Source organism: Nonomuraea sp. NPDC050404, from assembly GCF_040655495.1.
Taxonomy (GTDB): domain Bacteria; phylum Actinomycetota; class Actinomycetes; order Streptosporangiales; family Streptosporangiaceae; genus Nonomuraea.
Genome location: NZ_JBFAKB010000012.1, coordinates 295,296 through 322,286, shown reverse-complemented (window position 1 = coordinate 322,286; position 26,991 = coordinate 295,296). Strand labels below are relative to the sequence as shown.

Here is a 26,991-nt window from a genome sequence, read left to right as displayed (position 1 = left end):
TCACCTCTCGTCGATGCTGTCCTCGGGCTTGCTCTTGAGCGCGAACCAGTAGAAGCCGTGCCCCGGCAGCGTGAGCAGGTAGGGCAGCTCCCCGATGGCCGGGAACGGCACCCCGCCGCGCGCCTCGACCGGCACCATGCCCTCGAAGCGCCGCAGGTCCAGCTCCACCGGCTGCGGGAACTTCGACAGGTTGTTCACGCACAACATCACGTCGTTGTTGTCCTCGCGCACGTACGTGAGCACGCACGGGTTCGAGGACCACATTTCCGTGTAGGCCCCGATGCCGAAGACCGGGTGCCTGCGCCTGATCTCCAGCATCTTGCGGGTGAAGTGCAGCAACGACCCTTCGTGCCGCTGCTGGGCCTCCACGTTGACCGCCTGGTAGCCGTAGATCGGGTCCATGACCGCGGGCAGGTAGAGCCGACCGGGGTCGGCCGAGGAGAAGCCGGCGTTGCGGTCGGGGCTCCACTGCATCGGCGTGCGGACCGAGTCGCGGTCCTCCAGCCAGATGTTGTCGCCCATGCCGATCTCGTCGCCGTAGTAGATGACCGGCGAGCCGGGCAGCGACAGCAGCAGCGCCGTGAACAGCTCGATCCGGTCCCTGTCGTTGTCAAGCAGCGGGGCCAGGCGGCGGCGGATGCCCAGGTAGGCCCGCATGCGCGGGTCCTTGGCGTACTCCTTGTGCATGTAGTCGCGCTCTTCCTCGGTCACCGTCTCGAGCGTGAGCTCGTCGTGGTTACGCAGGAAGATGCCCCACTGCGCGGTGTCCGGCAGCTTGGGCGTGCGCGACATGATCTCGGAGATCGGCTCGCGGGTCTCCTTCTTGACCGCCATGTAGATGCGCGGCATGAGCGGGAAGTGGAAGGCCATGTGGCACTCGTCGCCGCCCGTGGTGGGGTCGCCGAAGTACTCCACCACGTCCTCGGGCCAGCCGTTGGCCTCGGCCAGCAGCACCCGGTCCGGGTAGAGGCGGTCCACCTCCGCGCGGATCTTCTTCAGGTACGCGTGCGTCTCGGGCAGCCCGGAGCACGCGGTGCCCTCCCGCTCGAACAGGTACGGGACCGCGTCCAGCCGGAACCCGTCGATGCCCAGGTCCAGCCAGAACCGCAGGACCTCCAGCATGGCCTCCTGCACGGCAGGGTTGTCATAGTTGAGGTCCGGCTGGTGGTGGAAGAAACGGTGCCAGTAGTACTGCTTGCGCACCGGGTCGTAGGTCCAGTTTGACTCCTCCGCGCCGATGAAGATGATCGGTGCGTCGGGGTAGGCGCCGGGGTTGTCGGACCAGACGTAGAAGTCCCCGTACGGCCCCTCGGGATCGTGCCTGGAGGCCTGGAACCACGGGTGGCGGTCACTGGTGTGATTCATCACAAGGTCGGTGATGATCCGCAGGCCACGCTCGTGCGCCGCCTCGATCAACTGCACGAAGTCCCCCAGGTCCCCAAAATCGGGGAGGATCTTCATGTAGTCCGAAATGTCGTACCCGCCGTCACGCAGCGGCGACTCGTACAGCGGCAACAACCACAGGCAGTCCACGCCGAGCCACTCGAGATAGCCGAGCTTCTCGATGAGACCGCGCAGGTCGCCGGTGCCGTCGCCGTTGGAGTCCTTGAACCCCCGGACGAGGATCTCGTAAAACACCGCCCGCTTGTACCAGGCAGGATCCTCCGAGACGAACGCCTCGGAGATCGGCTCTGGAAATGGGGATGCGTTGTTCATGATGTCGCTCACAGGAAGAGATGTGGGCAGGACGAAGTCACCGGTTGCCCCGGCGTATTTATCTGGTGACCGCGCCGCGTGGAGTCGTCATCCCTGCGAACTCCACTGCCCTCAACGGGACCGGATTTGTGATCTGGTGCCCGTTTGTGCGGCGCTTACGGGCCGAACACTACCAGCCCGTTGGCTATCCGGAACCCGCTTCTGCTGTGCGACCTGTAATACCCACGAGATCGGGATGTAATCGCCCTGTTACCCAGAGTTCACGAAAAAGGTGTGGTCAAGTCCGCGAGATCGTTCTCGAAGTCGCTCAAATATAGCCCGAACAGCACCAGACCGCGCACCCAAAAACGATCGTTCCACCCGTTGAACCTGGTCAGCGCGTCAGGACCACCGGCGACCACCTCGTGCAACTCGTCAGAGAGCAGGCCGGGCACCCGGGTCGCCAATGTTTCCAGCATGTTGTGGGCGTAACTCCGGGCCGGCGCCGCCGTCGAACGCAGCGGCATGCGCTGGAGCGGCTGCTTGATCACGTTCGTCGAGGGCAGAGCGGCCACCCGCGGATTTGCCGCGTACAGCACCTCGCGGTAGAAGCGGCCCTTGTCCTTGCGTGCCACGCCGACCGACAGGGCGGCGTCGAAGAACTCCGGATGGATGAACGGCGCCGCGAACGACGCCTCGGGGCCCACGAGGTTCACCGCCGAGCGCGCGATGCCGCGCACGGTCCTGGTGTGCAGCACCGACAGCGGCAGCTCCGCGCGATGCCCGTGGAGCATGGACGTGGCCGCCGCGAACTGCTCGCGCACGGTCTCCTCCATCCACTGCGCCGCCGCCTTGGACAGGAACGGCTGCGAGGGCTGCCCGAGCGACAGCGAGCCCAGCACGGCGGCCGACCGCTCCGCCTGCGTCGTGGCCTCCAGCGCGGCGCCGCTGACCATGAAGTTCTTCAGCAGCGGCCCGCCGGCCAGGCCGTCGATGAGGATCCGGCCCGCGCCGTGCACCTCCTTGGCGAAGGGGGCGTACCAGGCGTGGTGCGGCGTCAGGTACTCCAGCCTGCGCGCCACCTCCATCGCGTCGGCCGGATAGGCGGCGGCGTCCTGCCCGACCACCCGGTGCGGGATGCCCAGCTCCCTGGTGATCGACCTGGCGAACGCGATGTCGGTGTCGGTGCCGTCGTCGGGGCTGGTCGTCCACGACTCCACGTCGAAGCCGCGGGCCATGGCCACGCTCGCCAGCAGCCGCGAGTCGTACCCGCCGCTGACCGGGACCAGCAGCTTGCGCCCCGCGTAGTCCTCGTAGACCCGGTGCAGCAGCTCCACGATCTCCTGCGGGCTGGTCCACGCCTCGTACGGCTCGGTGCGCAACCAGCGCGGCAACCGCCGCTCGGTCGCCAGCCTGCCGTGTTCGAACACCAGCGCGCTGGCCCCCGGCAGCCGTTTGATCTCGGTGAACGGGGTGGCCTCGCCCAGCGGGAAGGTCACCTGGAGGATCGAGGCCCACGCCGACCAGTCGATCGCCACGGGCACCAGGCTGAGCAGCGGCTGGATCAGGGAGGAGAAGTAGATCGCCTCGCCCAGGCGCACGTAGTAGACGTCCACCAGGCCGAGCGCGCCTGTGTGCAGGCTCACCCGGCGGCTGTCGCCGATCAGCCCGGGAGTCTCGTACGTCTCCGCGACCGTGATCCAGTCGTCCTCGGCCGCGTTCGGCCCGCGTTCGCCCCAGGCGAAGGCGTAGGAGTCGCCCGCACGGTGGTAGGGCGGCAGCGGCGTGGAGCTGAACAACGCCGCGTCCGGCGACTGCAGCGCGGGCCTGACCTTGGGCCCCGCGGCCATCAATTTGCCCAGCAGGGCGGTGTCGATCCGGCCGAGAGCGCCGCAGACGTAGGGCCGCACGTTGAACTGCACCGGATCTCAATCCCTTCGAGACGCTTCTTGCAAAAGAGTATCCTTTGCCGGGCTACGAGAGCGGAGGTCCGGTTCGCGAGCGTAGCGAGTGAACGATTAGACGCAGTGTCTTGTCACCGGGCCGACGGAGGAGGACTGGTGACCACGGAGCTGGAGAGCACGAGGCGGGCGTTGCGTGACGCGGTCGCGCAGGCCGAGCGGGCTGCTGAGCTGGCCAGGCTGCTGGACGCCGCCCAGGCGAAGCTGGCCGCGGCGGAAGAGAGTGCGGAGGAGGCCAAAGCGCTGGCCGAGCAGCTCTCCGAGACCGAGGAACTGCTCTCGGCCGAGCAGGCCGTCGCCGACAGGCTGCGTAAGGAGCTGGCGGAGCAGCGTTTCCAGGCCGAGGTCGCGCAGTGGAAGTTGTCGTCCATGAAGGTCGCGCGCTGGAGCAGGCTCGGCGACGCCATCAAGAGCGGCAAGAGCAACCCCGTGCGGCTGGCCAAGGGACTAAGGGGCGCCGCGAAGCCGGTCAAGCGCCCCAGCGCCCCCAAGCGCAAGCCCGTGGCCGCCGGGGTCAAGGTCAAGGACGATCGCCCGGGAGCCTCGTTCCAGGCCACCCACACGACCAGGACGCTCGAAGGCGCCTCCTTCAAGCTCAAGCCGTACCGCGTGCCGACCGGCCCCAACACCCGCCCGCACCTGACGGCCGCGGTGATCGCCGACCCGCACGCCGAGGCGCTGCTGCGCTACGAGTGGCGGCAGACCACCGGCTTCACGCCCCGCGACTTCGCCAGGGTGCTTCCCCTTGAGGTGCCCCACCTGCTGGTCGTCGAGTCCGTCACGCAGGGCCCGTGGGTCGAGGAGATCACCGGCGAGCCCGGTGAGAAGCTCAGGGCGCTGCTGGCCTGGTGCGCCGAGCGCGGCATCCGCACGGTGTTCTGGCACACCCAGGGCGAGGTGTCGGCGTACGCGGCCGCCGCCGAGCTGTTCGAGCACCGCTTCACCACGGACCTGACCGTGGCCTGGCCCCGGCTGCAGTTCGGCGTGCAGCCCCGGGTGCACAACCCGCTGCCGCTGGCCGGGGGCCGCATCGACCGGGTGCTCACGCTCGACCAGCTCCTGCCCGGCCACCTCGCCTACCCCGACGTGCTGACCTCCTACCGCTGGCCCGCCGCCGCCGACTGCCCGCCGGGCACCCCGCAGTGGCGGCTGGCCGAGATCGCCGCCTGCGGCACGCCCATCGGCACCGAGGTGGACTCGCGGCGCGCGCACGTGGCGCTGCGCAGGGCGTACTCGATGGGCACGATGAGCGAGCGCATCGACGAGATGCTCGACGCGATCGGGCTGCCCAGCGCCCGTCCCACCCTCAACACCTCCGTCATGCTGCCCATCCTCGACCCCTTCCTGATGGAGCACGCGCTGGCCCAGGTGGCCAAGCAGTCCGGGGTCGACCAGCTCATCGTCATCGGCCCGCCCGAGGCCGAGCTGCGGGCCCGTGACGTGCTGCCGGACGTGGAGATCATCTACCGCCGCCCGCAGCCCTCGATGACCGAGGGCGCGATGCTGGGCGCCGGCATCGACCTGTGCGAGGCCGACCTCGTGGCGGTCATGGACCCGCGCGACGTCTACGGCCCTCACTACCTGTCGGACCTGCGCCGCGCCTTCCTGTTCAGCACGGCCGACGTCGTGGGCAAGGCCGCCTTCTACGCCCACCTGCGCAAACCCCAGGCCACGCTGCTCAAGCAGCCGGAGACCGAGTACTCCTACGTGCCGGAGATCACCGGCGGCACCCTCCTGGCCCGCCGCAACGCCCTGCGCGAACTGGGCTTCGCCGACCTCACCGAGGGCTGGGACGAGGTCCTGATGCGGCAGTGCCGTACGGACGGGATCAAGGTGTTCTCGGCCGACCGGTTCGGCTACGTACGGGTCCGCGACGAGGATCGGTGGCTCCTGGGCGCGGCCCACCTGGTCGAGTACGGCTCGGCGGAACCGCACGCGCTCATCTGAGTAACCGGACCGGCATAGGGTCGTCGCATGACGACGCTCGACGAGCTGGCCGGGGTGCTCGGGGAGCCGGCGGTGCCCGAGGGGACGTGGGAGCGGGAGGCGTCGTACGTGTCGGCGGCGGCGTTGCGGCGGCGGGTGCCGGCCGAAGGGCTCGCCGAGCGGGTGCGGGCGATCGACGGGGTGGCCTCCGTGGAGGTGCGGGGGAAGGGGTTTCTGCGGATCGTGGTGGCCGTGCCCGGCGTGCTCGTGGAGGAGGAGCCGGTACGGGTGCCCTTCGAGGCGGAGTGGCCGGACTTTCCGCGTACCTGGGAGAATCCCGGCTTTGTGGTGCGGTACGGGCATGTGCGGGCCTGTGCCGTGCGGAGGTGGGCACGGGAGCTGGGGGTGGCCGAGGGCGGGTTCCGGGGCGAACTGCTCGATGATCCCTGGCATCGGCGGGTCCTGCGGGTGCTGGCGGAGTTGCCGGGGCGGCGGGTCAGCAGGGAGCCGGGGTGGGAGAGCTATCTGGTGCGGCTGGCGATGGCCTACCACGACGCCCATGAGCGGGCTCCGGCCGTTCCGGTCGGGGATGAGGAGCCGGGGGCGGTGCACACGGCGCGGGTGCGGGTGGCGGCGGTGGTGGGGAAACTGTTGCCAGGGCCTGACCGATTGTGAAGTGTCACAAAATATCCGGCTAAACGGCCAAAGAGCGTAAAAATATCCCTTCTGGGGCGTGATCGCGTCTCGATACGTGGTCACGGGGTCATGGCGCACTAGCGCTTCCGATAGCCTCGATCGGGTGAGTCGATTCGCCCATCCCGCCGGGGACCGGCACGCTGAGATGCTGCCCCACGAGCGCCCTCCGCTGGCGCCCGCCGACCTCAACCGGATCAACCCCGCGATCTGGCCGCGAACGTCGACCCGGGCCGATGGCGCGCTCACGGTCGGCGGGGTGGACGTCCGTGACCTGGCCCGCGAGCACGGCACGCCGCTCTACGTCATCGACGAGGACGACGTGCGCTCCCGCATGCGCGACTACGCCACCGCGTTCGCCGGCTCCGAGGTCCACTACGCCGGCAAGGCGTTCCTGTGCAAGGAGATCGTGCGCTGGTTGCAGGCCGAGGGCCTCGGGCTCGACGTGGCCAGCAGCGGCGAGCTGGCGGTGGCGCTGAGCGTCGGTTTCCCCGGCGAGCGCATCACCATGCACGGCAACAACAAGTCCCTGGCCGAGCTCGGCAAGGCGCTGGAGGCCGGGGTCGGGCACATCGTGGTCGACTCCTACGACGAGATCGCCAGGCTCGGCTACCTCGCCGAGCAGCAGGGCAAGCGGCCCAAGGTGATGATCAGGGTCACCACCGGGGTCGAGGCGCACACGCACGAGTTCATCGCCACGGCGCACGACGACCAGAAGTTCGGCCTGTCGCTGAACACGGGGGCGGCGGCCGAGGCCGTACGCAGGATCCTGGCCCTGCCCCAGCTCGACCTCGTCGGGCTGCACTCCCACATCGGCTCCCAGATCGTCGACACGGCGGGGTTCGAGGTGGCCGCGCGGCGGCTGGCCTCCCTGCTCGTGCAGATCAAGGAGGAGCACGGCGTGGTGCTGCCCGAGCTGGACCTCGGGGGCGGCTACGGCATCGCGTACGTGGAGGGTGACGAGGCTCCCGACATCAAGGAGCTGGCCGACGGCCTGCGCGAGATCGTCTCCAAGGTGTGCGTGGACGCGGGCCTGCCCGTGCCCCGCCTGACCGTCGAACCCGGCCGCACCATCGTCGGCCCCGGCGGCATCACCCTCTACGAGGTCGGGACGATCAAGGACGTCGAGGGCCTGCGTACGTACGTGAGCATCGACGGGGGCATGAGCGACAACGTGCGCACGGCCCTGTACGGCGCCGAGTACACCGCCGTGCTGGCCAGCCGGGCCAGTGAGGCCGAGGCCATGCTCAGCCGCCTGGTCGGCAAGCACTGCGAGAGCGGCGACATCATCGTGCGCGACTTCCACCTGCCCGCCGACCTCGCCCCCGGCGACCTGATCGCCGTGGCCGCGACCGGCGCCTACTGCCGTTCGCTGGCCAGCAACTACAACTACCTGCCCAGACCCGCCGTGGTCGCCGTCTCCGGCGGCGCGTCCCGTGTGATCGTGCAGGGTGAGACCGAGGACGACCTGTTGAGGGGGCAGCTGTGAAACCGCTGAAAGTGGCTCTGCTGGGCTGCGGCGTCGTCGGTTCCCAGGTCATCAGGCTCATGCACGAGCAGGCCGACGACCTGGCCGCGCGCGTCGGGGCACCGCTGGAGCTGGCCGGGGTCGCCGTGCGCAGGCTAGGCCGCAAACGCGACATCGACGTCGATCCCGCCCTGCTGACCACCGACGCCGAATCGCTGGTCACCCGCGACGACGTGGACATCGTGATCGAGGTCATCGGCGGCATCGAGCCCGCCCGCTCGCTGATCGTCGCCGCCCTGTCCAGGGGCAAGTCGGTGGTCACCGCCAACAAGGCGCTGCTCGCCGAGGACGGCGCCACCCTGCACGAGGCGGCCCGCACCGGCAGCGGCGACCTGTACTTCGAGGCCAGCGTGGCCGGCGCCATCCCGCTGCTGCGGCCCCTGCGCGAGTCGCTGGCCGGCGACCACGTCAAGCGGGTGCTGGGCATCGTCAACGGCACCACCAACTACATCCTCGACAAGATGGACTCCACGGGCGCGTCCTTCACCGACGCCCTGGAGGAGGCCCAGACGCTCGGCTACGCGGAGGCCGACCCGACGGCCGACGTCGAGGGCTTCGACGCCGCCGCCAAGGCCGCCATCCTGGCGGGGCTCGCCTTCCACAGCCGGGTACGCGCCGGGGAGGTGCACCGGGAGGGCATCACCGAGATCACCGCCACCGACGTGGCCTCGGCCAAGGCCATGGGCTACGTCATCAAGCTGCTGGCCATCTGCGCCCGCTCCGACGACGGCCGCTCCTTCGGCGTACGGGTGCACCCGGCGATGATCCCGCGCTCGCATCCGCTGGCCGGGGTGCGGGAGGCGTACAACGCGGTCTTCGTGGAGGCGGCTTCTGCGGGGCAGCTCATGTTCTACGGCAAGGGCGCGGGCGGCGCCCCGACGGCCTCGGCCGTGCTCGGCGACCTGGTGGCCGTGGGCCGCAACCGGCTGGCCGGCACGCGCGGGCCGGAGGAGTCGACGTACGCGGACCTGGCCGTGCACCCCATGGGCGAGACCGTCACGCGCTGCCACGTGGCGCTGGACGTGGCCGACAAGCCGGGCGTGCTGGCGCGGGTGGCGGAGCTGTTCGCCAAGCACGACGTGTCGATCCAGACGGTACGCCAGGAGGGCCACGGGGACGACGCCCAACTCGTCATCGTCACCCACCGGGCCACGGACGCGGCCCTGTCGGCGACGATGGAAGGGCTGCGGGAGCTGGATGTGGTACGGGCGGTGGCGAGCGTGATGCGCGTGGAGGGCGACGAGTAAGCGGATTGACTTCGGAATTACTTCCGAAGTACCGTCGGTCTATGAGTGCGCCGACTGTACCTTTCAGCGATCTCTCGAAGCATTCCAAGGAGGTCGCTGAGACGGTCAGTCGCGTACATCGCGTACATGTCAGGCGGCGGGACGGTGAAGATCTCTACCTCACGACCGCGCGGCACGACCATGAGCGGGAAGAGACCGCGAATGTTGTGGCCAACCTGCTCTCCGCGCTCGTGGTGAGCAAGGAGGGCGTTCGTGTGGTCGAGAACGCGCTTCCCGCCGTGTTCTCGTGGGCTCGGCACCTGTCGGACAGTGAGCGGCGCGAGTTCGTCCAGGACCTCGTCAATGCCACCAGAGACGCCGTGGAACTGGACGTTCACGCCACGCTGCACAGAGTCATCGTCGAATGGCGGGCCACCGCCCGGATTCTGGCCGACCCCACCCTGACGGCCGAGCTCACGCGCCCCCTGCCCGACGAGGACCACGGCGAGGTGCTCGCTCCGTGAGCCCCAAGCGCGGGGACGACGTGGCGCCTCTGCCGATCGGTGACGAGTGGCGCATGCGGTTCGCCACTAACGAGGCGGCGAAAGGATGGGCGGCGTTGTGCGCGGAGGTCCCGGCTAACGCTCGCCGATGCTTCGATGCCCTGCGAAGCGATCCGCTTTCCACCGACAACCCTGATCGGCAACACCGGCTTCGGGGCCGTCTGGCCACCTCGGCCATCGGTGGCCAGGTCCTTCCGCAATGGGAATACGAGGTCACCTCCGGTGGTCGTGTGAGGTATCTCATCGACGTGGACCGACGGACCGTGCACTTCGTGTACGCCTCCTCCCAGCATCCGAAGGACACCGACGTAACCGGTTAGTTGCCGGGGGAGGTCAGGTTGCGGATTCGGCGGACGGCCCGGTTGAGGAGGGTGCGGTTCTGTTCTCTGGTCAGCCGCATGGCCTCGCGGCGCCACGCCTCCGCCTTTTCGCGCCACCGTGCCGCGTCTCTGCCGTTCTTGCCCGACTCCCTGCGCAGTTGGGCGAGTTCGGCCCTGAGGGTGGCCACGCGCTTGCGGTAGAGGGCGATCTCCTTGTCGTGGGCGGTGGTGAGCTGGGCGAGCTCTGACGGCGGGCGTCTGCGGGGCGGGTAGGTGGCGGGGCGGCGGGTGAAGGCCCAGGTCTCCGCGTCCACCCATTCGAGGCCGAACAGGGCGTCGATCAGGTCGTCCCGGTGGTCGTCCGGTGTGGCGACCAGGTCGGCGCGGGACAGGGCCGCCGTGCGGTCCAGGCGGGCGGTCAGCACGCCGTTCTCCGGCGTCTCCTCCAGGGCCACGCAGATCGTGCCCAGGTCGTGTTGTTCCAGGCGCTCCACCAGGCGTTCCACCGTGTCCTTGGCCGCGACCCAGCCCGGCGGGACCGACAGGCGGAACGGGGCGGTGCCGGGGAGAGGGGTGAACCGCACGCGGGGGTCGTGTTGGAAGTTCGCGTGGATGAGGCGGAGGTCCAGGCAGGGGTCGGCGAGGGGGGAGCGGCGTTCGGCGGTCAGGAGGTGCCAGGGGGCCGTCACGGTGATTCTCAGGTCCGGGAGCGAGGAGGCCAGGAGGGAGTCCACGGTGGCCCGTACGTCCTCGTACGAGCCCTGCGGCACCGTCACCTCCACGTACGGCACCAGCCACTGCCGGCCCGCCTCCGCGCGCAGGTAGCGCCGGTACGGCACCCGGTCGGCGACATACGGGTCGTTGTGACGCTTCAGCGCCCGCCAGTCGCGCATCGCCGTGGGCAGCCCGAGATGCCACGCCCTGGAGTCGGGGTCGGGGACATACACGGCGCCCGCCTGCGTGAGCCGGTAGCCCAGCTCCGTGTCCTCGGCCAGGACCAGGGAGGTGTCCAGGCCGCCGACCGAGCGCAGCAGCGCCGCCGGGTAGGACGCCGTGGCCCCCACGTGGATCCGGGTGGCCAGGGAGTTCGGGGCGGTGCGCAGGCCGTCGTGGTCGCGGATGATCTGCTCAGCCCAGTCGTGGCGGTGCGGCGAGAGGGGGAAGAGATCGGGTTCCGTGCCGGTCCCCAGCGCCCGTACGACCTGCTCCTGGGTGGGCAGCGGGCCGTCGGTGAAGTCGATCCAGCCCAGCGCCACCACGTACGGGGCCAGGTGGTGCCAGCGGAGCTGGGCCTCCACGTGATGGCGGTGCGGCACCATGTCGGCGTCCAGCACGAACACGACCTCGCCGCGCGCCGCGTCGATGCCCGCCTGCACCGCCCAGGCCCGCCCCCAGCCGCCCGGCGGGCTGGAGATCAGTTTCGTCCTGGCCGGGACGATCTCCGGCAGGCGCAGCGGGGTGGAGCTGCCGTCGTCCACCACGATGACATCGAGCAGGCGCTCCGGGTAACTCTGCGCCGACAGCGCCGCCAGGGTCAGGTCCAGGGTCTCCTGACGCTCGTGGGCCGGGATCACGACGGTGACGGTGAGCGTGGGCTCCCAGGCGCCGAGGGCGGGCGGGGTGAGCACGCCGAAGTCGTTGTGCGGGATTCGGATCATGGGAGCGCGCTCTCGTCCATGGCCATCAGGGCGCTCGGGCGGAAGCCGCGCCACTGCCGCCTGTTGCGCCGCAGGAACGTCCCGATGGGCTCCTGCCAGGTGTGATTCGCCGCAGGGCCCCTGCGCAGGACGTACCCGAGCCCGTGCGTACGGTAGATCTGCCCGCCCGCCGCCTGCAGCGCCTCCTGGAACTGGGTGTCCACCGAGCGCCGCAGCGGCCTGAACCCGCCCACCGCCTGGAACGCCGACCGCTCGGCCAGGATCGTCCCGCCCGCCACGAAGCTGGTGATCTGCTCGGTGGTCTGCCGCCGGTGCACGGTGACGTCGATGGAGGACAGGTAGACGAACTCGGGGACGGTGCCGACGACCTGCGCTCCCGAGTACGAGTGCGCCAGCAGCAGATCGGCCAGGAAGTCGGGCCCGTACCAGTCGTCGTCGTCCATCTTCAGCAGGAACGAGCCCGAGGCCCTGGCGGCGGCGTCGTTCAGCACCTCGCCGAACACGGCCCCCGGGTCGGCCTCGAACACGGTCAGCGGCCCGTCGAAGGCGGCGATCGCGGCGGCCACGTCCGGATGCTCCCGGGGCACACCGTGCAGCGCCAGGATCACTTCGAGCCGGGCGTCGCGCTGGCGGGCGACCTGGTCGAGGGCGAAGGCGACCATGCCGGCGCGGCGCGTGGCCAGCAGCACCGAGGTGAGTGGGGGAGCGGGGGCCGGCGCGCCGAGTTGCTCCCATCTCGCCGCGACCCCATGGGTACGCAGCGCGGCGCGGCGCAGGCGGATGCTGTGCTCCTCGCGCCGCAGTTCGTCGGAGAGGTCGGGGGTGCGGGTGAGTAGATCGGCCAGGTCGTCGCCGAGCGCGCCCGCCCAGCGCGGCACCGCGTCGCTCACCAGCGGAACCCCGGCGGCGCTCAGCCCGGCCAGCACCCGTACGGCCGCCAGCGGGCCGCTGTGCGCCCGCCGCCAGTCGACCTCCACGCCCCTGATCTGGCGCAGCCTGGCCACGTCCGCGTCGGTGACGCCTCCCGACTCGGCGAACGACGTGACGACCTTCCCGTCCAGCAGCACCGACCAGCGCCCGTCGCGTTCGGCCAGGGACGCCATGGCGCGGGACGGGCTGGTCACGAAGCCCTGGGGGTTGACCAGGCGTTCGTCCACCGGGGGGATCATGGACGGCTCGGCCAGCACGTCGGGGTCGGCCAGCGGGGAGTCGGTCATGCCGGGGCGTCCCAGGTTCTCCCAGCTCACGGTCCGCAGTGTCGGCCGCTCGACGGGCCTCTCGTCCCCGGCCCATCGGTTGTCCGGCTCCGTTGTGAGTGTGCGCAACACCACATCGCCGCCCGGCGCGCCCACCCGCTCCGGCACGGGTCCGCTCACCTCGGCCGGCGTCGCGTTGGGATCCCCTGGCCGCCAGTCCGCCGCCCCCACGCCCGCGATCACCGCCGCGGGCGCCGTGATGACGTCCAGGCGGTGCCCGGCGAAGGCGCGGGCCATGGCCGTCACCGTGCGCCCGGCGGGCGTGGCGGCGGAGAAGCGCGCGTCCACCACCCAGACCCGGGCCTGTGGCTGGTGAACCCGCAGGTCCGTGAGCGACCGCCACCGATGCGCGGGAGTCGGCGTGGGTACGGGGGCGGGGTGCGCGGCCGGGGTGTCGAGCACGGCCACGACGACCCGCTCGGCCGGGGGCAGCAGCTTGTGCAGGGTGGCGATCCTGCGCAGGTCGGCGGGGGTCTTGGCGAGCACGAGCACGTCACGCGCCCGCTCCGGCTCGGCCACGGGAGCCAGCAGGTCCCGGTCCAGGTCCACCACACCAGTCCCGGTGGGGTCGGTGCCGGCAGGGCCGGTCTCCGCACGGTCGGTGCCGGCAGGGCCGGTCTCCGCACGGTCGGTCCCGGCAGGGCCGGTCTCCGCACGGTCGGTCCCGGCAGCGGCGATTTCGGTGGGGGCGATTCCGGCGGTGAACACCCGCGCGCCGGGCAGGTCCGCCAGCAACCGCTGGATCATCCGGCGCTCCGCAGGTGGCGGATGATGGTGTCCAACGGGCCCCGCCGCTCCCGCTCCGCGTCGGCCTGATCCGGCTCGGCGGTCAGGCGTTCGACCTCGCCGCGCAGCCGTTCCACCTCGGCCCGCAACTCCTTGACCTCATCGAGCCGCCGCCCCGCCAGGGCCCGCCACTTGGCGGGATCCCCGGCCGGCGCCTCCGCCTCGTCGGCCGGCGCGAAGCCGTACTCGGCCCCGCTGACCCACTCCGACCCGAACAGCTCATCCACCAGGTCATCCGGGGCCTCACCGGGAAACAGCAGCGCGGCGCGGGCGAAGGCGGACGTGCGCTCCAGCCGGGCGGTCACGACCCCGTCGGAGTCCTCCGCGAGCGCCGCGCAGACCAGCCCGAGCAGTTCGCCGTCGGCGTGCCGGACGAGCCCGGCGAGCGTGTCGGCGCCCAGCACCCAGCCGGTGGGCAACGTGAGCAGGAAGGGGGCGGGCGCCGCCGAGGCGATTACGCTCTCAGCGAAATCCACCCGGGGCTCGTGGGCGTAGAGGTTGTGCAGCAGCCGCAGCTCCAGCAGCGGCTCGTCCAGGCTCGCGCGACGCTCCCCGGTCAGCTCGCTCCAGGGCCCGACGAGCGTGACCGCCGCGTCGGCGAGCGTGCCCGCCAGCGCCGAGTCCACGGTCGCACGCGTCTGCTCGTACGTCGTGGCGACCACCGCGACCCGCACGTACGGAACCCGCCACTGCCGCCGCGGATGCGCCCTCAACCAGCGCAGGTCCGGGATCAGGTCACCGAGGAACGACCAGTTGTGCCGGTGCACGTCCTGCTCGCGCACCATCACGGTGGACGGCCCGACGTGCCACGCCCTGGCCTCCTCGTCCGGGATGAAGACCGCCCCGGCCTGCGCCAGCCGGTACCCCAGCTCGGTGTCCTCGGCCATGTTCAGGGAGGCGTCCACGCCGCCGGCGGCGCGCAGCAGGCCGGTTCGCACGGAGGAGGAGGCGCCCGTGTGCAGCAGGTACGGGTTCGCCCCCGCGTCCCTGAGCCGCCCGGTGGAGTCCAGGATCTTGCGCGTGTACGCGGACTGCGTGCCCTCCTGGCCAGGCTCGTCCACGAACCGCGTGTCGCCGATCACCACCGCGTAGTCGATCAGGTGGTGCCAGCGCATGTGCGCCTCGATGTGGTCGTCGGCCAGGAGCATGTCGGAGTCCAGCCAGTGGATCACGTCCCCGGTGGCCGCGAGCTGGCCGGTCTGCCGGGCCGCGCCGCGCCCCCACCCCTCGGACACCCGTACGACCCGCGCCCCCGGCACCTCCAGCGGCGGGCTGCTGCCGTCGTCGGCGACGATCACCTCGACCAGTTCGGCCGGGTACGTCTGCCGCGCCAGCGCAGGAACCAGGCGCGCCAGCGCGTCCGCGCAGTCGTGGGCGGGGATGATTACGGACACCCGCAACGACGGCTCCCACGAGCCGAGCGCGGGCGGTCGCAGCACGCCGTAGTCGTTGTGCCTGACCCGCGCCGTGCCCAATTCGCGACCCGTTTCGCGGTCGGCGCTCCGGCCCCGCGTCATACGCGGTCCTTGGCCAGCCCTCTGACCTCCTCGCGCAGCTCCGCCACCTCGCGCGCGGCCACCCTGGCGTTCACGCGGTCCTCGCCGAGCGAGGCCAGGATCGCTCCGACGTCGTCGGCCCGCCGCCCGGCGGAGTCCTCGACGGCCCGCACCAGCACGTCGATCCTGGTCTCGATGCTCTTCAGCGTGGCGGTGGTCCTGGCCAGCTCGGTCTCGTGTTTCTTGATCCGCAGGTCGATCCGGTGCGCCTTGCCGTCGAGGCGGCGCACGATGAGCACGAGCAGGGCGAGCGCCGCCAGCGCGATCATGAACGCGACGGCCGAGACCGCCGCGCCGAACGTGATCAGATCGGCGAATACGAGGAGCGCGAGCGCGCCGAGAGCCAGTGCTGCGAGTGGTGCGGCGGTCGCTGCCAGACGGCGGGGCGAGGGCATCCGCGCTTACCTTTCGTCGTTCATGACTTCAAGGACATCGGAGGTGTCACGGACATCTGGGGATTAACGGACACCTTAATAAACTTCAGGCACTGGCGTACAAGTTCCTGATCGAGCACGGCGAATCCGGAGCCGCTTCGCCTATGCCGCCGGGCCTGCCGAATCTGGCACCCGCGTCTACCCGTCAGTAAAACGGGCGTAATGTAGGCGCCGATTAGATCCCAAAGCGGTCGAGGAGCGCCCCAGCCATGTCCGTAACCCCTTGCGGCTTCACCCGTACGCCGGAGAAGGGGCTGGCCCGCCTGCACTGGGCCGGCAGCGGCTGGGAGGTGGAGGGCGGCCCGCTCGACCTGCCCGCGCTGCGCCCCCTGCTCGGCCTGGAGATCGAGTGGCCGGACGCGCCGGTCCCGCTCGCCGCGCTGCTGGAGCAGGCCGCCGCCGGAGTTCCGCTGACGGCCGCGCACGCGCCGCCGTGGGTGCCCGCCGACCTGGCCACGCTGCTCACCGACCGCGGCTGGCTCGGCCACGCCGCCGACAAGACCCCGCGCTCGCTGTCCGACCTGCGGCGCGAGGAGCACAGCGTACGCCTGCGCCGCCTGGCCCACGCCGTCGGAGCGACCCCGCAGGTCAGCATCGTCATGGCGACCAAGCGGCCCGGCCTGGCCGGCGTGGCGCTGGCCCAGATGGAGCGCCAGCGCGGGGTCGAGGCCGAGGTGCTGCTGGGGCTGCACGGCGTGGCCTTCGAGCAGGTGCGCGAGGCCGTCGAGTCCTGCTCGTTGCCGGTGAAGTGGGTCGAGGCGCCCGAGTCGACGCCGTTCGGCGAGGTGCTCAACCGGGCCGCCGGCCTGGCCTCCGGCGACTACCTGGCCAAGTGGGACGACGACGACTGGTATGGTCCCCGCCACCTGGCCGACCTGTTCATGGCCCTGGGGTACGCGCAGGCCGACGTGGTGGGCACCACGGCCGAGTTCTTCTACCTGGAACCGCTGAAGGCGACGATCAGGCGTACGACGTTCGCGAGCGGGGCGAGCTATCCGAGCGAGGTCTATGCCGATCACGTCGCCGGCGGCACGATCATGACCTCTCGGGCGAAATTCCGTGAAATAGGCGGATTTCCCGGATTGCCGCGCGCGGTCGATCTTGAATTCCTGAAAGCGGCACAAAAGGCGGAGGCCCGCATCTATCGCACCCACGGGCTGGGCTACGTCCTGCGCAGAGGGCTCAGCGCCGACCACACCTGGCAACTCCCGCTGGCCCACTTCGTCAAGGTGGCCGCCAACCAGTGGCGCGGCTTCCGGCCGAGCCTGCTGATGAAAGCCGCATGACCGTGCCCGGCAGGGTGCGCGGCAACGACTACCGCGTGCTGGCCCCCGACGAACACTTCACGCCCCGGCTGACGGTCAGTGTCGTCATCCCGGCCTACGGCGGCCAGGACAAGCTCGACCTGGTGCTCGCCGCGCTGGCCAGACAGAGTTATCCGGCCGGCCTCACCGAGGTCATCGTCGTCGACAACGGCACCTCACCGCCGTTGCGCCTGCCGGCCGGATCCGCCGCCCGCCTGATCGTCTGCGACCGGCCCGGCCGCGCCAGCGCCCGCAACGCCGGCCTGGCCGCCGCCACGGGCGAGGTGATCCACTGGCTCGACTCCGACGTGGTGCTCACCCCGGGCGCGATCGAGGCGCACATGCGCTGGCACCACGCCGCCCCGTACCTCGTCGTGACCGGCTACATCAGGTTCACCGACGCGCAGGTGCCCGCCGAGCTGCCGGAAGACCTTGAGAAGCACTTCGAGCCCGCCGAGCCGCACACCTGGATCGTGGACCTCGTCGAGCGCACCGGCGGCCTCACCGACAACCCCCAGCGGCCCTTCAGCCTGCACGTCGGGGGCGCGACCTCGGTCGGCGCGCGGCTGATCGAGGCGGCCGGGCCCATGGACGAGGAGCTGATCCTCGGCCAGGACACCGAGATGGGCTACCGGCTCGGGCAGGCGGGCGCGGTCTTCGTACCGGAGCCCGCGGCCCGCGCCTACCACCTCGGGCCGACCATGCGGATGCGCGACAAGCAGCCCATCGACCGGGTGAGCCACGCGTTCGTGGCCGACCGCATCCCGGCCTACCGCTGGCTGAGGGGTCATCCCGGGCGGCAGTGGAAGGTGCCGTACGTCACGGCGGTCGTGGACGGCACGGCCGGGTACGACGAGGTGCGCGCGACCGTGGACGCCCTGCTGGCCGGTACGGTGCCCGACCTGTCCGTGCTGCTCGTCGGCCCCTGGGACGGCCTCGACCGCGACCGTCGCGCCCCGCTCAAGGATCCGGACCTGGAGCTGGTGCTGGTCCATGGGCACTACCGGCACGAGGGCCGGGTACGCCTGGCCGCCACGTCCGAGGTGGATCCGGCCGTGCCGTTCGTCCTGCGCCTGCCCGCCGGCTGGGTCCCCGGTGAGGACAGCCTCGCCGGGCTGCTCGAACTGGCCCGCGAGGAGGGCCTGGGCCTGGTCAACGTGCTGCTGGACGAGTCGTCCGACGGCGTGGTGGCGGCCCGGCTGGAGCGCGCGGCCGCCTTCGCCAGGGCGCGTTTTGTGGCGGAGCCGGGAGAGGACCTGGACGACGTCGTGGACGCGGTGTCGGGCGTGTCCTGGGTGGCGGGCGAGACCACCGGGTTCACCAACGGGGCGGAGCCGCCGGTCGGGCGGCGGGGGGCGTATAAGGCCAGGGTGGCGGCGCAGGCCGAGGCGGCCAGGCTGGCCAAGGAGGTCGAGCGGCTGCGGGCGCAGGTGGCCAAGTGGAAGGACGAGTCGAGCAACTGGCGCAAGTCGGCCGTGGAGCTGCGCCGCGAGGTCGGCACGCTGCGCCGCCAGCTGCACGCCGCCAACCGCGCCCAGCAGAACCTGCGCACGCTGGTGTCCACCAAGATGAGAACCGCCCTGCGCAAACGCCTGCGCGACTGAACCGCGACGGCGCGCCGGCCGGCCGTGCGCGCCGCTCAAAGACCGTCCACGAGCCGGGCCGCCTGTCACGCGGCAGGACCGGGGGCCGGGCCGCCTGTCACAGGCGGGACCGGGGGCCGGGCCGCCTGTCACAGGCGGGACCGGCGGCAGGACCGGGGAGCCGTCAGTTGGGGCGCAGGGCCGACTTCAGGCGGCGCAGCAGCTTCTTCTCCGGCGTTTCCACCGGTGACGCCGGGGCCGGAGCCGGTGGCGGGGCCGGGATGGTGACCGGTTCCGGCTGCGTCGGGGCGGGCCAGTAGCGGTCCGGCGGCTCGTGGCGTACCCCGTGGGTGGTCTCGATGATCTCGTCGAGGTCGTCGCCCGGCTCGGTGAGCAGGGCGGCCCGGCCGAGGGCCGAGGTGCGCTCCAGGCGGGCCGTGCGCCCGTCGGGCAGGTCCACGATCAGGACGCCCGCCAGGTCCTTCTGCACCGACTCGATCATGCGCTCCAGCGTCGCCCGGTGCAGCGGCACGTCAACGGGCCCGCGATAGCGGAACGGGCTCGGCGCGGGCGTCGGGGCGGCCTCGTCGATGAGGCGGATGCGTTCGTCGCGGGCGAACAGGTCACGCATCAGCCGCAGCTCGAAGCACGGGTCGGACAACGCGAAGCGGCGCCCGTCGGCCAGCCGCGACCACGGCCCCACCAGCGTCACCACGACGTCCTGCAGCTTGCCGTCCAGCGCCGCCGCCACCGCCTGCCGCACCACGGACTCGGAGGTGTCTGTGACATCCAGCACGATTTCGACGTACGGCACCAGCCACCGCCGCCCCCGATCCTTGCGCAGGTCCCGGCGCAGCGGGATCCGGTGCGCCAGGTACGGCTCCACCGCCCGCACGGCCCGCTCCCGGTCGCGGTGCTGCGAGGGCAGCCCCAGGTGCACGGCCTGGGCATCCAGGTCGGGCACGAAGACCACGCCGTGCATGGCCAGCCGGTAGGAGAACTCGGTGTCCTCGCCCCGCGCCACGGTCGGGTCGAGCCCGCCCACGGCGTGGAAGACCTCCCTGGGCAGCGCGAATGTCGGGCCGGTGCACACGTGGTACGGATTGCGGCTCTTGCGCAGCCCGTCGGTCTTGGCGATCGTCGCCTCGGTCGAACTCGGCACGGCCGCGGCCAGGTCGAAGAGCTCACCCAGATGTCCCGCCTGGAAGATCTGCTCCGGTGTGACGGCCGGCGGCTCGATGAACTTCTTCATGCCGATCGTGACCAGGTAGTCCGTCACGTGGTGCCACCTGGCCAGGGCCTCGATGTGCTCGCGGCAGGCCACCATGTCGGAGTCGAGCCGCTGGATGATCTCGCCGTCGGCGGCCTTGGCGCCGGTGTTGACCGCGTTGGAGATGCCCCAGCCGTCGGTGACCCGTACGAGACGGGTGCCGACCGGTCGGATCTCGGGCAGCCGGATCGGCGGCAGGCTGCCGTCGTCGACGACCAGGACCTCCATGAGGTGTGCCGGATACGTCTGCGCGGCGAGCGCGGCCAGCGTCAGGTCGAGCTTGTCCTGCCCACCGTGCGCGGGTATCACCACGCTCACGGAAAGGGCGGGTGACCAGGCGCCGAGTGGCGGTGCCGCTACAGGTGAAAAGTCGTTCTGCCTCAGAGCAGGACGCGCGTTCATGGTCGTGACCCCCTGCCCCGACCTTATCGGGAGATGCTGAGAATTTCCTGAATAGCGCCCCTGTCCAACGGGCGAGTACCGGGCGTGTCCGACTCGTGGGACGCGGCTCCGCGACGACCCCCCGAACCCCGTACACTCGGTGCCCAACACCGCAGGTAGGGAGTCATCATGAGCAGGTCGTGGCGTGGCCTCATCGAGGAGTACCGCGAGCGCCTTCCGGTCACCGCGAAGACGCCGGTCATCACGCTGCTCGAGGGCGGCACGCCGCTGGTGCCCGCGCACCGCGTCTCGGCCCTCACGGGGTGTGACGTCTACCTGAAGGTGGAGGGGGCCAACCCGACGGGCAGCTTCAAGGACCGCGGGATGACCATGGCCATCAGCAAGGCGGTCGAGGAGGGGGCCAAGGCGGTCATCTGCGCCTCCACCGGCAACACCTCCGCGTCGGCCGCCGCCTACGCCGTGCGCGCGGGGCTGACCTGCGCCGTGCTGGTGCCGAAGGGGAAGATCGCCATGGGCAAGCTGGCCCAGGCGCTCGTGCACGGGGCCACGCTGCTGCAGGTCGAGGGGTCGTTCGACGACTGCCTGGAGATGACCAGGAAGTTGTCGACCAGCTATCCGATCGCGCTGGTCAACTCGGTCAACCCGTTCAGGCTGCAGGGGCAGAAGACGGCGGCCTTCGAGATCGTGGACACGCTGGGCGACGCGCCCGACATCCACTGCATCCCGGTGGGCAACGCGGGCAACATCTCGGCCTACTGGATGGGTTATCAGGAGTACTTCGACGACGGGGTGTCGACGAAGCGCCCGCGCATGTTCGGCTTCCAGGCCAGCGGCGCGGCGCCGATCGTCGGGGGAGCGCCCGTCGCCCATCCGCACACCATCGCCACCGCGATCCGCATTGGCAACCCGGCCTCCTGGTCGCTGGCCACCTCGGCCCGCGACGACTCGGGCGGGGCCATCCAGGCGGTGACCGACCGGCAGATCGCGGCGGCGTACAAGCTGCTGGCGCAGGAGGAAGGCGTGTTCGTGGAGCTCGCGTCCGCCGCGAGCGTAGCGGGCTTGCTGCAGGCCCACGCACAGGGCATGGTGGAGTCGGGGCAGCGCATCGTCTGCACGGTCACGGGCAACGGGTTGAAGGACCCTGACTGGGCCATTTCGGGGGCACCAGCGCCGGTGGTCATCCCTATCGACGTCCACGCCGCCGCGGCGGCTCTCAACCTCGCCTGACGGGGGCGCACGGGGAGTGACGAGGGAAAAGTGAATCAATGAGGAACGTTGACATTCGCGTACCCGCGACGTCGGCGAACCTGGGGCCCGGGTTCGACGCGCTCGGGCTCGCGCTGGGCCTCCACGACGAGGTGAGCGCCGCTCTCACCGGGGAGCGCGGCGTGCACGTCACCGTGGAGGGCGAGGGCGCGGGGGAGGTGGATCTCGGAGAAGGGCACCTGATCGTCAAGGCCATGCGCATGGCTTTCGACCGCATGGGACAGCCCCAACCCGAGGGCATACGCCTGCACTGCCGCAACAGGATCCCGCACGCGCGCGGGCTGGGATCGTCGTCGGCCGCCGTGTGCGCGGGCATTCTCGCCGCGCGCGCTTTGGCCGATAGCGAACTTGCCGCCAATCTTTCCGACGACGGCGTGTACGCGCTCGCCACCGAGATGGAGGGCCATCCCGACAACGTCGCCCCCTGCCTGGCGGGCGGGCTGACCGTGTCGTGGTCCGACCACGACGGGCTGCCCCATATGCTGAAACTGGCTCCCGACCAGCGGATCCGTCCAGTCGTCGCGATTCCGCGCACACGGCTGTCCACGGAGGCCGCGAGGGGGCTCTTGCCGAAGGACGTGCCCCACAAGGACGCCTCCTTCAACGCCGGCAGGGCCGCGCTGCTGATCGCCGCGCTGACCGGACGGCCCGAGCAAGGGCTCCTGCTCGCCGCCACGGAAGACCGGCTCCACCAGCATTACCGCGCGCCTGCGATGAAGGCGAGCGCAAATCTGGTAGAACGTCTCCGTGCAGTGGGCGTGCCCGCGGTCGTTTCGGGAGCGGGTCCCACGGTTCTTGCGTTTTCGACATCGGATACGCAGGATTTGATCGCGCCAGAAGTGGGTAATGACTGGCACATCCAGCAAATGGACGTCGACCCGGTTGGTGCGAACGTTCAGTTCCCCGAGACACGCTGATGCCTCTTTAGACCTTCAGGGAATAGCCGTGTGCGCTGGTGATGTTAGGCTGATAGCCGCACCAGATGCCCCCTTGGTGGGTGCGTGCTTGTCAGCCATACATCGCTGCATCATGTTTCACGTCGCGAGGCGTGAGCAGCGCGGCTGTCTCCCCGGAATCCGTTGCCTCCGGTTGGCCCACACCCGGTTGGCTCAACGTGAGGTGGCGACGACGGGGATCTGCGCGTTCGAATCATCTCGACATCTGGTTGGCGACAGCAATCTGGGGGCGTCTGCCACGCGCCAAGGGCCATCGGCGGCGTGGACGAGCCCTCACTCAAGAGTGGCGGCAGTCTCCATTGGCAGCCGAAGATCGCAAAAGTGCACCCCGACCCGGTCTGTCCCGCCGGATCGCAAGCACCTCCGGGACGCCCGGAAGAACAAAACCGGCGCCCGACCCCTGGGAAGGACCTTTTAGTTGAGCGACACCACCGAACTCCTCTCCGACGCATCAGGCGCTGAGCCGGCGTCCGGCGACACCCCCACCCGCGCAGCGGCCAAGCCGCGTGCGCGTCGCTCCGGCACCGGCCTGTCCGCCAAGGTGCTGCCCGAGCTGCAGAAGATGGCAGCGGAGCTGGGCATCAGCGGGACCGGGCGCATGCGGAAGAGCCAGCTCATCGCGGCCATCCAGGAGAAGCAGGGTGGCGGTTCCGGAGATGGCGCACCGACGGCCGCGCCCGCGGCCGAGGCTCCCGCCGCCGCCTCGACGGAGGCGGCCCCCGCGGCCGAGCGGCCCACCCGTACGCGCAGGGAACGTTCCCGCACCAAGACCGCCGACAAGCCGGCTGAGGAGCCCACTCCGCAGCCCGCCGCGGCGCAGGTCACCGAGGCCGCGCCCGCGCCCGTGGTCACCGCGCCCGAGCCGGTCGCCGCCCCGGCGGAGCCGGTCGTCGAGCAGCAGTCCCAGCCCGTGGAGGCCGGACAGGGCGAGACGCGGGACCGTGGCGAGAGCCGGCGTGAGCGCCGCAGCCGCGGCGAGCGCCGCGAGCGTGGCGACCGCAGCAGTGACCGTGGCGAGAACAGCCGCGATGGCGGACGTGACGGCCGTGACGGCGGGCGCGACGGTCGTGACAGTGGTCGCGATGGCCGTGACGGCCGTGGCGAGCGTGACGGCGGGCGCGGCGAGCGCGTCGCCGCCGACTCGGGCAGCCGCAGTGACCAGCGCGGTGACCAGCGGGGCGACCAGCGCAACGACCAGCGGGGCGGCGGCGACGATGACGACCGCGGCGGCCGCAGCCGCAGGGGCCGCTTCAGGGAACGCAACCGTGGACGCGGCCGCGAGCGCTACGACAGCAGCGAGCCCGTCATCGGCGACGACGACGTGCTCATCCCGATCGCCGGCATCCTCGACATCCTCGACAACTACGCGTTCGTCAGGACCAGCGGCTACCTGCCGGGCAGCAACGACGTCTACGTCTCGCTGGCCCAGATCCGCCGCAACGGCCTGCGCAAGGGCGACGTCGTCACCGGCGCCGTCAGGCAGCCGCGCGACGGTGAGCGGCGCGAGAAGTTCAACGCCCTGGTCCGCCTCGACACCGTCAACGGCATGGACCCGGAGCAGGCCCGCAACCGGCCCGACTTCAACAAGCTCACGCCGCTCTACCCGCAGGAGCGCCTGCGGCTGGAGACCGAGCACAACATCCTCACCACGCGGATCATCGACCTCGTCTCGCCGATCGGCAAGGGCCAGCGTGGCCTCATCGTCTCGCCGCCCAAGGCAGGTAAGACGATGGTGCTGCAGGCCATCGCCAACGCGCTGACCCGCAACAACCCCGAGTGCCACCTGATGGTCGTGCTCGTGGACGAGCGGCCAGAAGAGGTCACCGACATGCAGCGGTCGGTCAAGGGCGAGGTCATCCACTCGACCTTCGACCGTCCCGCCGAGGACCACACCACGGTCGCCGAGCTCGCCATCGAGCGGGCCAAGCGCCTGGTGGAGCTGGGCCACGACGTGGTCGTCCTGCTCGACTCGATCACCCGGCTCGGCCGCGCCTACAACCTGGCGGCCCCGGCGTCCGGGCGCATCCTGTCCGGTGGTGTCGACTCCACGGCGCTCTACCCGCCCAAGCGCTTCTTCGGCGCCGCCCGCAACATCGAGAACGGCGGCTCGCTGACGATCCTCGCCACGGCCCTGGTCGAGACCGGGTCGAAGATGGACGAGGTCATCTTCGAGGAGTTCAAGGGCACCGGCAACATGGAGCTCAAGCTCAACCGGTCCCTGGCCGACAAGCGGATCTTCCCGGCGGTGGACGTCGACGCGTCCAGCACGCGTAAGGAAGAGATCCTCATGGGCAAGGACGAGCTGCAGATCGTCTGGAAGCTGCGTCGCGTGCTGCACGCGCTCGACATGCAGCAGGCGCTGGAGCTGCTCCTGGAGAAGATGAAGGAGACCAAGTCCAACGCCGAGTTCCTCATGCAGGTCCAGAAGACCACCGTGAGCAACGACCGCGACTAGCGGCTTCGCCTTTCCGGCAAGGGGCGGTGGGAGTTTCCCGCCGCCCCTTCGCCATGCCGGGGTGGGGGTAGCCCCACCCCGGGACGGTTGTCAGCCGTATTCACTCGGCCGGGCCGCCGGGGCACGCTGTCAGCATGCGAACGGTGGCGTTGAAGGACCGCGTGCCGTTGGGGCCGATGGGTCCGTTCGGTGTGCTGGTGGATCCCATGACGTGGCGGGCTGTGCCGTACCTGCTGGTCAGTGCGTTTTTCGGGTTGTTGTGGTACGCCGTGCTGGCCCTCACGGTCCCCGGCTCCCTCGTGCTCTCCGTCGTCTGGGTCGGAGTGCCGCTGGCGATCGCGACCGTGCTGCTGTGGCGCGGCGGGGCCCGGCTGGAGCGGCGGCTGCTGCGGCTGGCGTTCGGGCTCGACCTGCCCGACCCCTACCGGCCGCGGCCGGAGCGCGGGGTGGGCGCGCACATCCAGTGGCTGATGAAGGATCCGGCGACCTGGCGGGATCTGGGCTACCTGCTCATGTTGCTGCCGCTCGGGGCGGTGGAGTTCATGGTGTCGCTCGGCATGTGGATGGGGACGGGCGGGCTGCTGCTGGCTCCCTTCCTGTACGGGATGGAGAACGCGTACGGGGACGGCGGGTACTTCATCTCCGACTGGACGGGCGCCTGGGTGGCCGCCGCCTTCGGACTGCTGTTGCTGGTGCTGAGCGCGTACCTGGCCAGGGGGATGGCCTGGTTGCACGCGACGCTGGCCACGGTGCTGCTGGGCGGCGGTGAGGAGGAGCGGCTGCGGGTCAGCAGGGCCAGGGGCATCGACGCCGCCGAGACCGAGCGGCGCAGGATCGAGCGCGACCTGCACGACGGCGCCCAGCAGCGGCTGCTGTCGGTGGCGGTTGACCTCGGGCGCGCGCAGTCGAAGTTCGACCACGATCCCGAGGAGGTCAGGGAGCTCATCGCGCAGGCGTACGCGGGCACCAAGGCGGCCATCGCCGAGCTGCGGAACCTGGCCAGGGGCATCCATCCGGCCATCCTGAGCGACCGCGGGCTGGACGCGGCGCTGTCGGGGCTGGCCGCGCGGGCGCCGATCCGGGTGGACGTGTCCGTGGAGCTGCGGGAGCGGCCACCGGCGGCGGTGGAGAGCATCGCGTACTTCATCGTGGCGGAGGCGCTGGCCAACATGGCCAAGCACTCCGGCGCCACCGAGGCGTCGGTCACGGTGGTCAGGGAGCAGCGCGGGGTGATCGTGGACGTGTGGGACAACGGCATCGGCGGCGCGATCGTCACTCCGGGCGGCGGCCTGTCCGGGCTGGGCGACAGGGCGGCCACCATCGACGGCGTGCTGGTCGTGCACAGCCCGGGGGGCGGGCCCACGCTCGTCCGCGCGGAACTGCCGTGCGAGTGGTAGGCGCGCGACGGTGGCCGGGAGCTCTGCGGGGGCGGGCTCCGCGGGCGACTGTGAGGCGCTGGGCGGGGGCCGCTGGCATCATGTGGCCATGCGCGTGGTCATCGCCGAGGATTCCGTACTGTTACGCGAAGGGCTCGCGCGGCTGCTGGCCGACGGCGGCATCGAGACGGTGGCGACCGTCTCCGACGGGTCGGCGCTGGTGGCCGCGGTCGCCGAGCACGAGCCCGACCTGGCCATCGTCGACGTACGCATGCCGCCGACGCACACCGACGAGGGGCTGAGGGCCGCGATGCGGGTCCGGGCGGCGCGGCCGGACTTCCCGATCCTGGTGCTTTCGCAGTACGTCGAGGAGCGCTACGCCGGCGACCTCATCGGCAAGGGCGTCGGCTACCTGCTGAAGGAGCGGGTGGCGGACGTGGCCGAGTTCCTGGAGACGGTGCGGCAGGTGGCGGCCGGCGGCACCGTCATCGACCCCGAGGTGGTCGTGCAACTGCTCAGCCGCCAGCGCCGGGGCGCGCCGCTAGACTCGTTGTCGCCCCGCGAGCGCGAGGTGCTCGCCCTGATGGCCGAGGGCCGCTCCAACACCGCCATCGCGGCCAGGCTGGTCGTCACCGAGGGCGCGGTGGAGAAGCACATCTCCGGCATCTTCACCAAGCTGACGCTCGGACCGGCGCCGGAGGACCATCGGCGCGTGCTGGCCGTGCTGACGTACCTGGGGCGCTCGGAACCGCCCCGCCGCGTGTGACGGCCGTTGCC

General features: G+C 70.9%; 20 protein-coding genes. 13 read left to right on the top strand and 7 right to left on the bottom strand.

The window, feature by feature from the left end:
- Window positions 1-1,716 (bottom strand): maltose alpha-D-glucosyltransferase, encoded by a 1,716-nt coding sequence (treS, locus tag AB0I81_RS32550; RefSeq protein WP_360664220.1) that lies wholly within the window; start codon window positions 1,714-1,716, stop codon window positions 1-3.
- 260 nt (window positions 1,717-1,976) lie between these two features.
- Window positions 1,977-3,617: an asparagine synthetase B family protein gene (locus tag AB0I81_RS32545; RefSeq protein WP_360664217.1), complete on the bottom strand. Its 1,641-nt coding sequence runs from the start codon at window positions 3,615-3,617 to the stop codon at window positions 1,977-1,979.
- A gap of 138 nt (window positions 3,618-3,755) precedes the next feature.
- On the opposite strand from AB0I81_RS32545, the gene AB0I81_RS32540 reads away from it, so the two are divergent.
- The 6 genes from AB0I81_RS32540 to AB0I81_RS32515 all read left to right on the top strand — a co-directional run bounded on the left by AB0I81_RS32540 (window position 3,756) and on the right by AB0I81_RS32515 (window position 9,912).
- Window positions 3,756-5,603, top strand: coding sequence for a hypothetical protein (locus AB0I81_RS32540; protein ID WP_360664214.1), 1,848 nt, complete (start codon window positions 3,756-3,758; stop codon window positions 5,601-5,603).
- A 27-nt stretch (window positions 5,604-5,630) separates the two neighbouring features.
- Window positions 5,631-6,257 carry an anticodon-binding protein gene (locus AB0I81_RS32535; protein ID WP_360664211.1) on the top strand — a complete coding sequence of 209 codons (627 nt, stop codon included), beginning with the start codon at window positions 5,631-5,633 and terminating at the stop codon, window positions 6,255-6,257.
- 124 nt (window positions 6,258-6,381) lie between these two features.
- Complete coding sequence (lysA, locus tag AB0I81_RS32530; protein WP_360664208.1) at window positions 6,382-7,764, top strand: diaminopimelate decarboxylase; 1,383 nt, start codon at window positions 6,382-6,384, stop codon at window positions 7,762-7,764.
- Window positions 7,761-9,050 carry a homoserine dehydrogenase gene (locus AB0I81_RS32525; RefSeq protein ID WP_360664205.1) on the top strand — a complete coding sequence of 430 codons (1,290 nt, stop codon included), beginning with the start codon at window positions 7,761-7,763 and terminating at the stop codon, window positions 9,048-9,050. The genes lysA and AB0I81_RS32525 overlap by 4 nt, the downstream gene beginning before the upstream one ends.
- Window positions 9,051-9,256: 206 nt before the next feature.
- Complete coding sequence (locus tag AB0I81_RS32520) at window positions 9,257-9,553, top strand: hypothetical protein (protein WP_360664202.1); 297 nt, start codon at window positions 9,257-9,259, stop codon at window positions 9,551-9,553.
- A complete protein-coding gene (locus AB0I81_RS32515) occupies window positions 9,550-9,912 on the top strand; it encodes a hypothetical protein (RefSeq protein WP_360664199.1) in 363 nt (120 codons plus the stop codon). The genes AB0I81_RS32520 and AB0I81_RS32515 overlap by 4 nt, the downstream gene beginning before the upstream one ends.
- Here the strand turns inward: AB0I81_RS32515 and AB0I81_RS32510 are convergent.
- The 4 genes from AB0I81_RS32510 to AB0I81_RS32495 are packed head-to-tail and all read right to left on the bottom strand — an operon-like array spanning window position 9,909 to window position 15,563.
- Window positions 9,909-11,570 (bottom strand): glycosyltransferase, encoded by a 1,662-nt coding sequence (locus tag AB0I81_RS32510; RefSeq protein ID WP_360664196.1) that lies wholly within the window; start codon window positions 11,568-11,570, stop codon window positions 9,909-9,911. The genes AB0I81_RS32515 and AB0I81_RS32510 overlap by 4 nt on opposite strands.
- Window positions 11,567-13,573, bottom strand: coding sequence for a glycosyltransferase (locus AB0I81_RS32505; RefSeq protein ID WP_360664193.1), 2,007 nt, complete (start codon window positions 13,571-13,573; stop codon window positions 11,567-11,569). The genes AB0I81_RS32510 and AB0I81_RS32505 overlap by 4 nt, the downstream gene beginning before the upstream one ends.
- Window positions 13,570-15,129 carry a glycosyltransferase gene (locus AB0I81_RS32500; protein WP_360664191.1) on the bottom strand — a complete coding sequence of 520 codons (1,560 nt, stop codon included), beginning with the start codon at window positions 15,127-15,129 and terminating at the stop codon, window positions 13,570-13,572. The genes AB0I81_RS32505 and AB0I81_RS32500 overlap by 4 nt, the downstream gene beginning before the upstream one ends.
- Window positions 15,126-15,563: a hypothetical protein gene (locus AB0I81_RS32495; RefSeq protein WP_360664188.1), complete on the bottom strand. Its 438-nt coding sequence runs from the start codon at window positions 15,561-15,563 to the stop codon at window positions 15,126-15,128. The genes AB0I81_RS32500 and AB0I81_RS32495 overlap by 4 nt, the downstream gene beginning before the upstream one ends.
- 248 nt (window positions 15,564-15,811) lie before the next feature.
- Here AB0I81_RS32495 and AB0I81_RS32490 point away from each other — a divergent pair, with 248 nt between their 5' ends.
- Both AB0I81_RS32490 and AB0I81_RS32485 read left to right on the top strand, forming a co-directional pair.
- Window positions 15,812-16,888 carry a family 2 glycosyl transferase gene (locus tag AB0I81_RS32490; protein WP_360664185.1) on the top strand — a complete coding sequence of 359 codons (1,077 nt, stop codon included), beginning with the start codon at window positions 15,812-15,814 and terminating at the stop codon, window positions 16,886-16,888.
- Complete coding sequence (locus AB0I81_RS32485) at window positions 16,885-18,510, top strand: glycosyltransferase (RefSeq protein WP_360664182.1); 1,626 nt, start codon at window positions 16,885-16,887, stop codon at window positions 18,508-18,510. The genes AB0I81_RS32490 and AB0I81_RS32485 overlap by 4 nt, the downstream gene beginning before the upstream one ends.
- A gap of 163 nt (window positions 18,511-18,673) precedes the next feature.
- Here AB0I81_RS32485 and AB0I81_RS32480 read toward each other — a convergent pair whose 3' ends face one another.
- Entirely contained in the window at window positions 18,674-20,077 is a 1,404-nt protein-coding gene (locus AB0I81_RS32480; protein WP_360664179.1) for a glycosyltransferase, read from the bottom strand.
- A 252-nt stretch (window positions 20,078-20,329) separates the two neighbouring features.
- On the opposite strand from AB0I81_RS32480, the gene thrC reads away from it, so the two are divergent.
- The 5 genes from thrC to AB0I81_RS32455 all read left to right on the top strand — a co-directional run bounded on the left by thrC (window position 20,330) and on the right by AB0I81_RS32455 (window position 26,980).
- Window positions 20,330-21,388 (top strand): threonine synthase, encoded by a 1,059-nt coding sequence (gene thrC / locus AB0I81_RS32475; RefSeq protein ID WP_360664176.1) that lies wholly within the window; start codon window positions 20,330-20,332, stop codon window positions 21,386-21,388.
- Between the two features lie 38 nt (window positions 21,389-21,426).
- Window positions 21,427-22,344 carry a homoserine kinase gene (thrB, locus tag AB0I81_RS32470; RefSeq protein WP_360664173.1) on the top strand — a complete coding sequence of 306 codons (918 nt, stop codon included), beginning with the start codon at window positions 21,427-21,429 and terminating at the stop codon, window positions 22,342-22,344.
- A 457-nt stretch (window positions 22,345-22,801) separates the two neighbouring features.
- Window positions 22,802-24,838 (top strand): transcription termination factor Rho, encoded by a 2,037-nt coding sequence (rho, locus tag AB0I81_RS32465; RefSeq protein ID WP_360664171.1) that lies wholly within the window; start codon window positions 22,802-22,804, stop codon window positions 24,836-24,838.
- A gap of 134 nt (window positions 24,839-24,972) precedes the next feature.
- Window positions 24,973-26,235: a sensor domain-containing protein gene (locus tag AB0I81_RS32460; RefSeq protein ID WP_360664168.1), complete on the top strand. Its 1,263-nt coding sequence runs from the start codon at window positions 24,973-24,975 to the stop codon at window positions 26,233-26,235.
- Between the two features lie 88 nt (window positions 26,236-26,323).
- On the top strand, window positions 26,324-26,980 hold the full coding sequence (locus tag AB0I81_RS32455; protein WP_360664165.1) for a response regulator transcription factor: 657 nt from the start codon (window positions 26,324-26,326) through the stop codon (window positions 26,978-26,980).
- Window positions 26,981-26,991 lie beyond the last annotated feature (11 nt).

What these genes read in the sequence shown, in the direction of transcription:
- treS (WP_360664220.1), bottom strand. Translation starts at nt 1,716, where the DNA reads ATGAACAACGCATCCCCATTTCCAGAGCCGATCTCCGAGGCGTTCGTC.
- AB0I81_RS32535 (WP_360664211.1), top strand. Translation starts at nt 5,631, where the DNA reads ATGACGACGCTCGACGAGCTGGCCGGGGTGCTCGGGGAGCCGGCGGTG.
- AB0I81_RS32510 (WP_360664196.1), bottom strand. Translation starts at nt 11,570, where the DNA reads ATGATCCGAATCCCGCACAACGACTTCGGCGTGCTCACCCCGCCCGCC.
- AB0I81_RS32505 (WP_360664193.1), bottom strand. Translation starts at nt 13,573, where the DNA reads ATGATCCAGCGGTTGCTGGCGGACCTGCCCGGCGCGCGGGTGTTCACC.
- AB0I81_RS32500 (WP_360664191.1), bottom strand. Translation starts at nt 15,129, where the DNA reads ATGACGCGGGGCCGGAGCGCCGACCGCGAAACGGGTCGCGAATTGGGC.
- AB0I81_RS32495 (WP_360664188.1), bottom strand. Translation starts at nt 15,563, where the DNA reads ATGCCCTCGCCCCGCCGTCTGGCAGCGACCGCCGCACCACTCGCAGCA.
- AB0I81_RS32490 (WP_360664185.1), top strand. Translation starts at nt 15,812, where the DNA reads ATGTCCGTAACCCCTTGCGGCTTCACCCGTACGCCGGAGAAGGGGCTG.
- AB0I81_RS32485 (WP_360664182.1), top strand. Translation starts at nt 16,885, where the DNA reads ATGACCGTGCCCGGCAGGGTGCGCGGCAACGACTACCGCGTGCTGGCC.
- thrC (WP_360664176.1), top strand. Translation starts at nt 20,330, where the DNA reads ATGAGCAGGTCGTGGCGTGGCCTCATCGAGGAGTACCGCGAGCGCCTT.
- thrB (WP_360664173.1), top strand. Translation starts at nt 21,427, where the DNA reads ATGAGGAACGTTGACATTCGCGTACCCGCGACGTCGGCGAACCTGGGG.
- AB0I81_RS32460 (WP_360664168.1), top strand. Translation starts at nt 24,973, where the DNA reads ATGCGAACGGTGGCGTTGAAGGACCGCGTGCCGTTGGGGCCGATGGGT.
- AB0I81_RS32455 (WP_360664165.1), top strand. Translation starts at nt 26,324, where the DNA reads ATGCGCGTGGTCATCGCCGAGGATTCCGTACTGTTACGCGAAGGGCTC.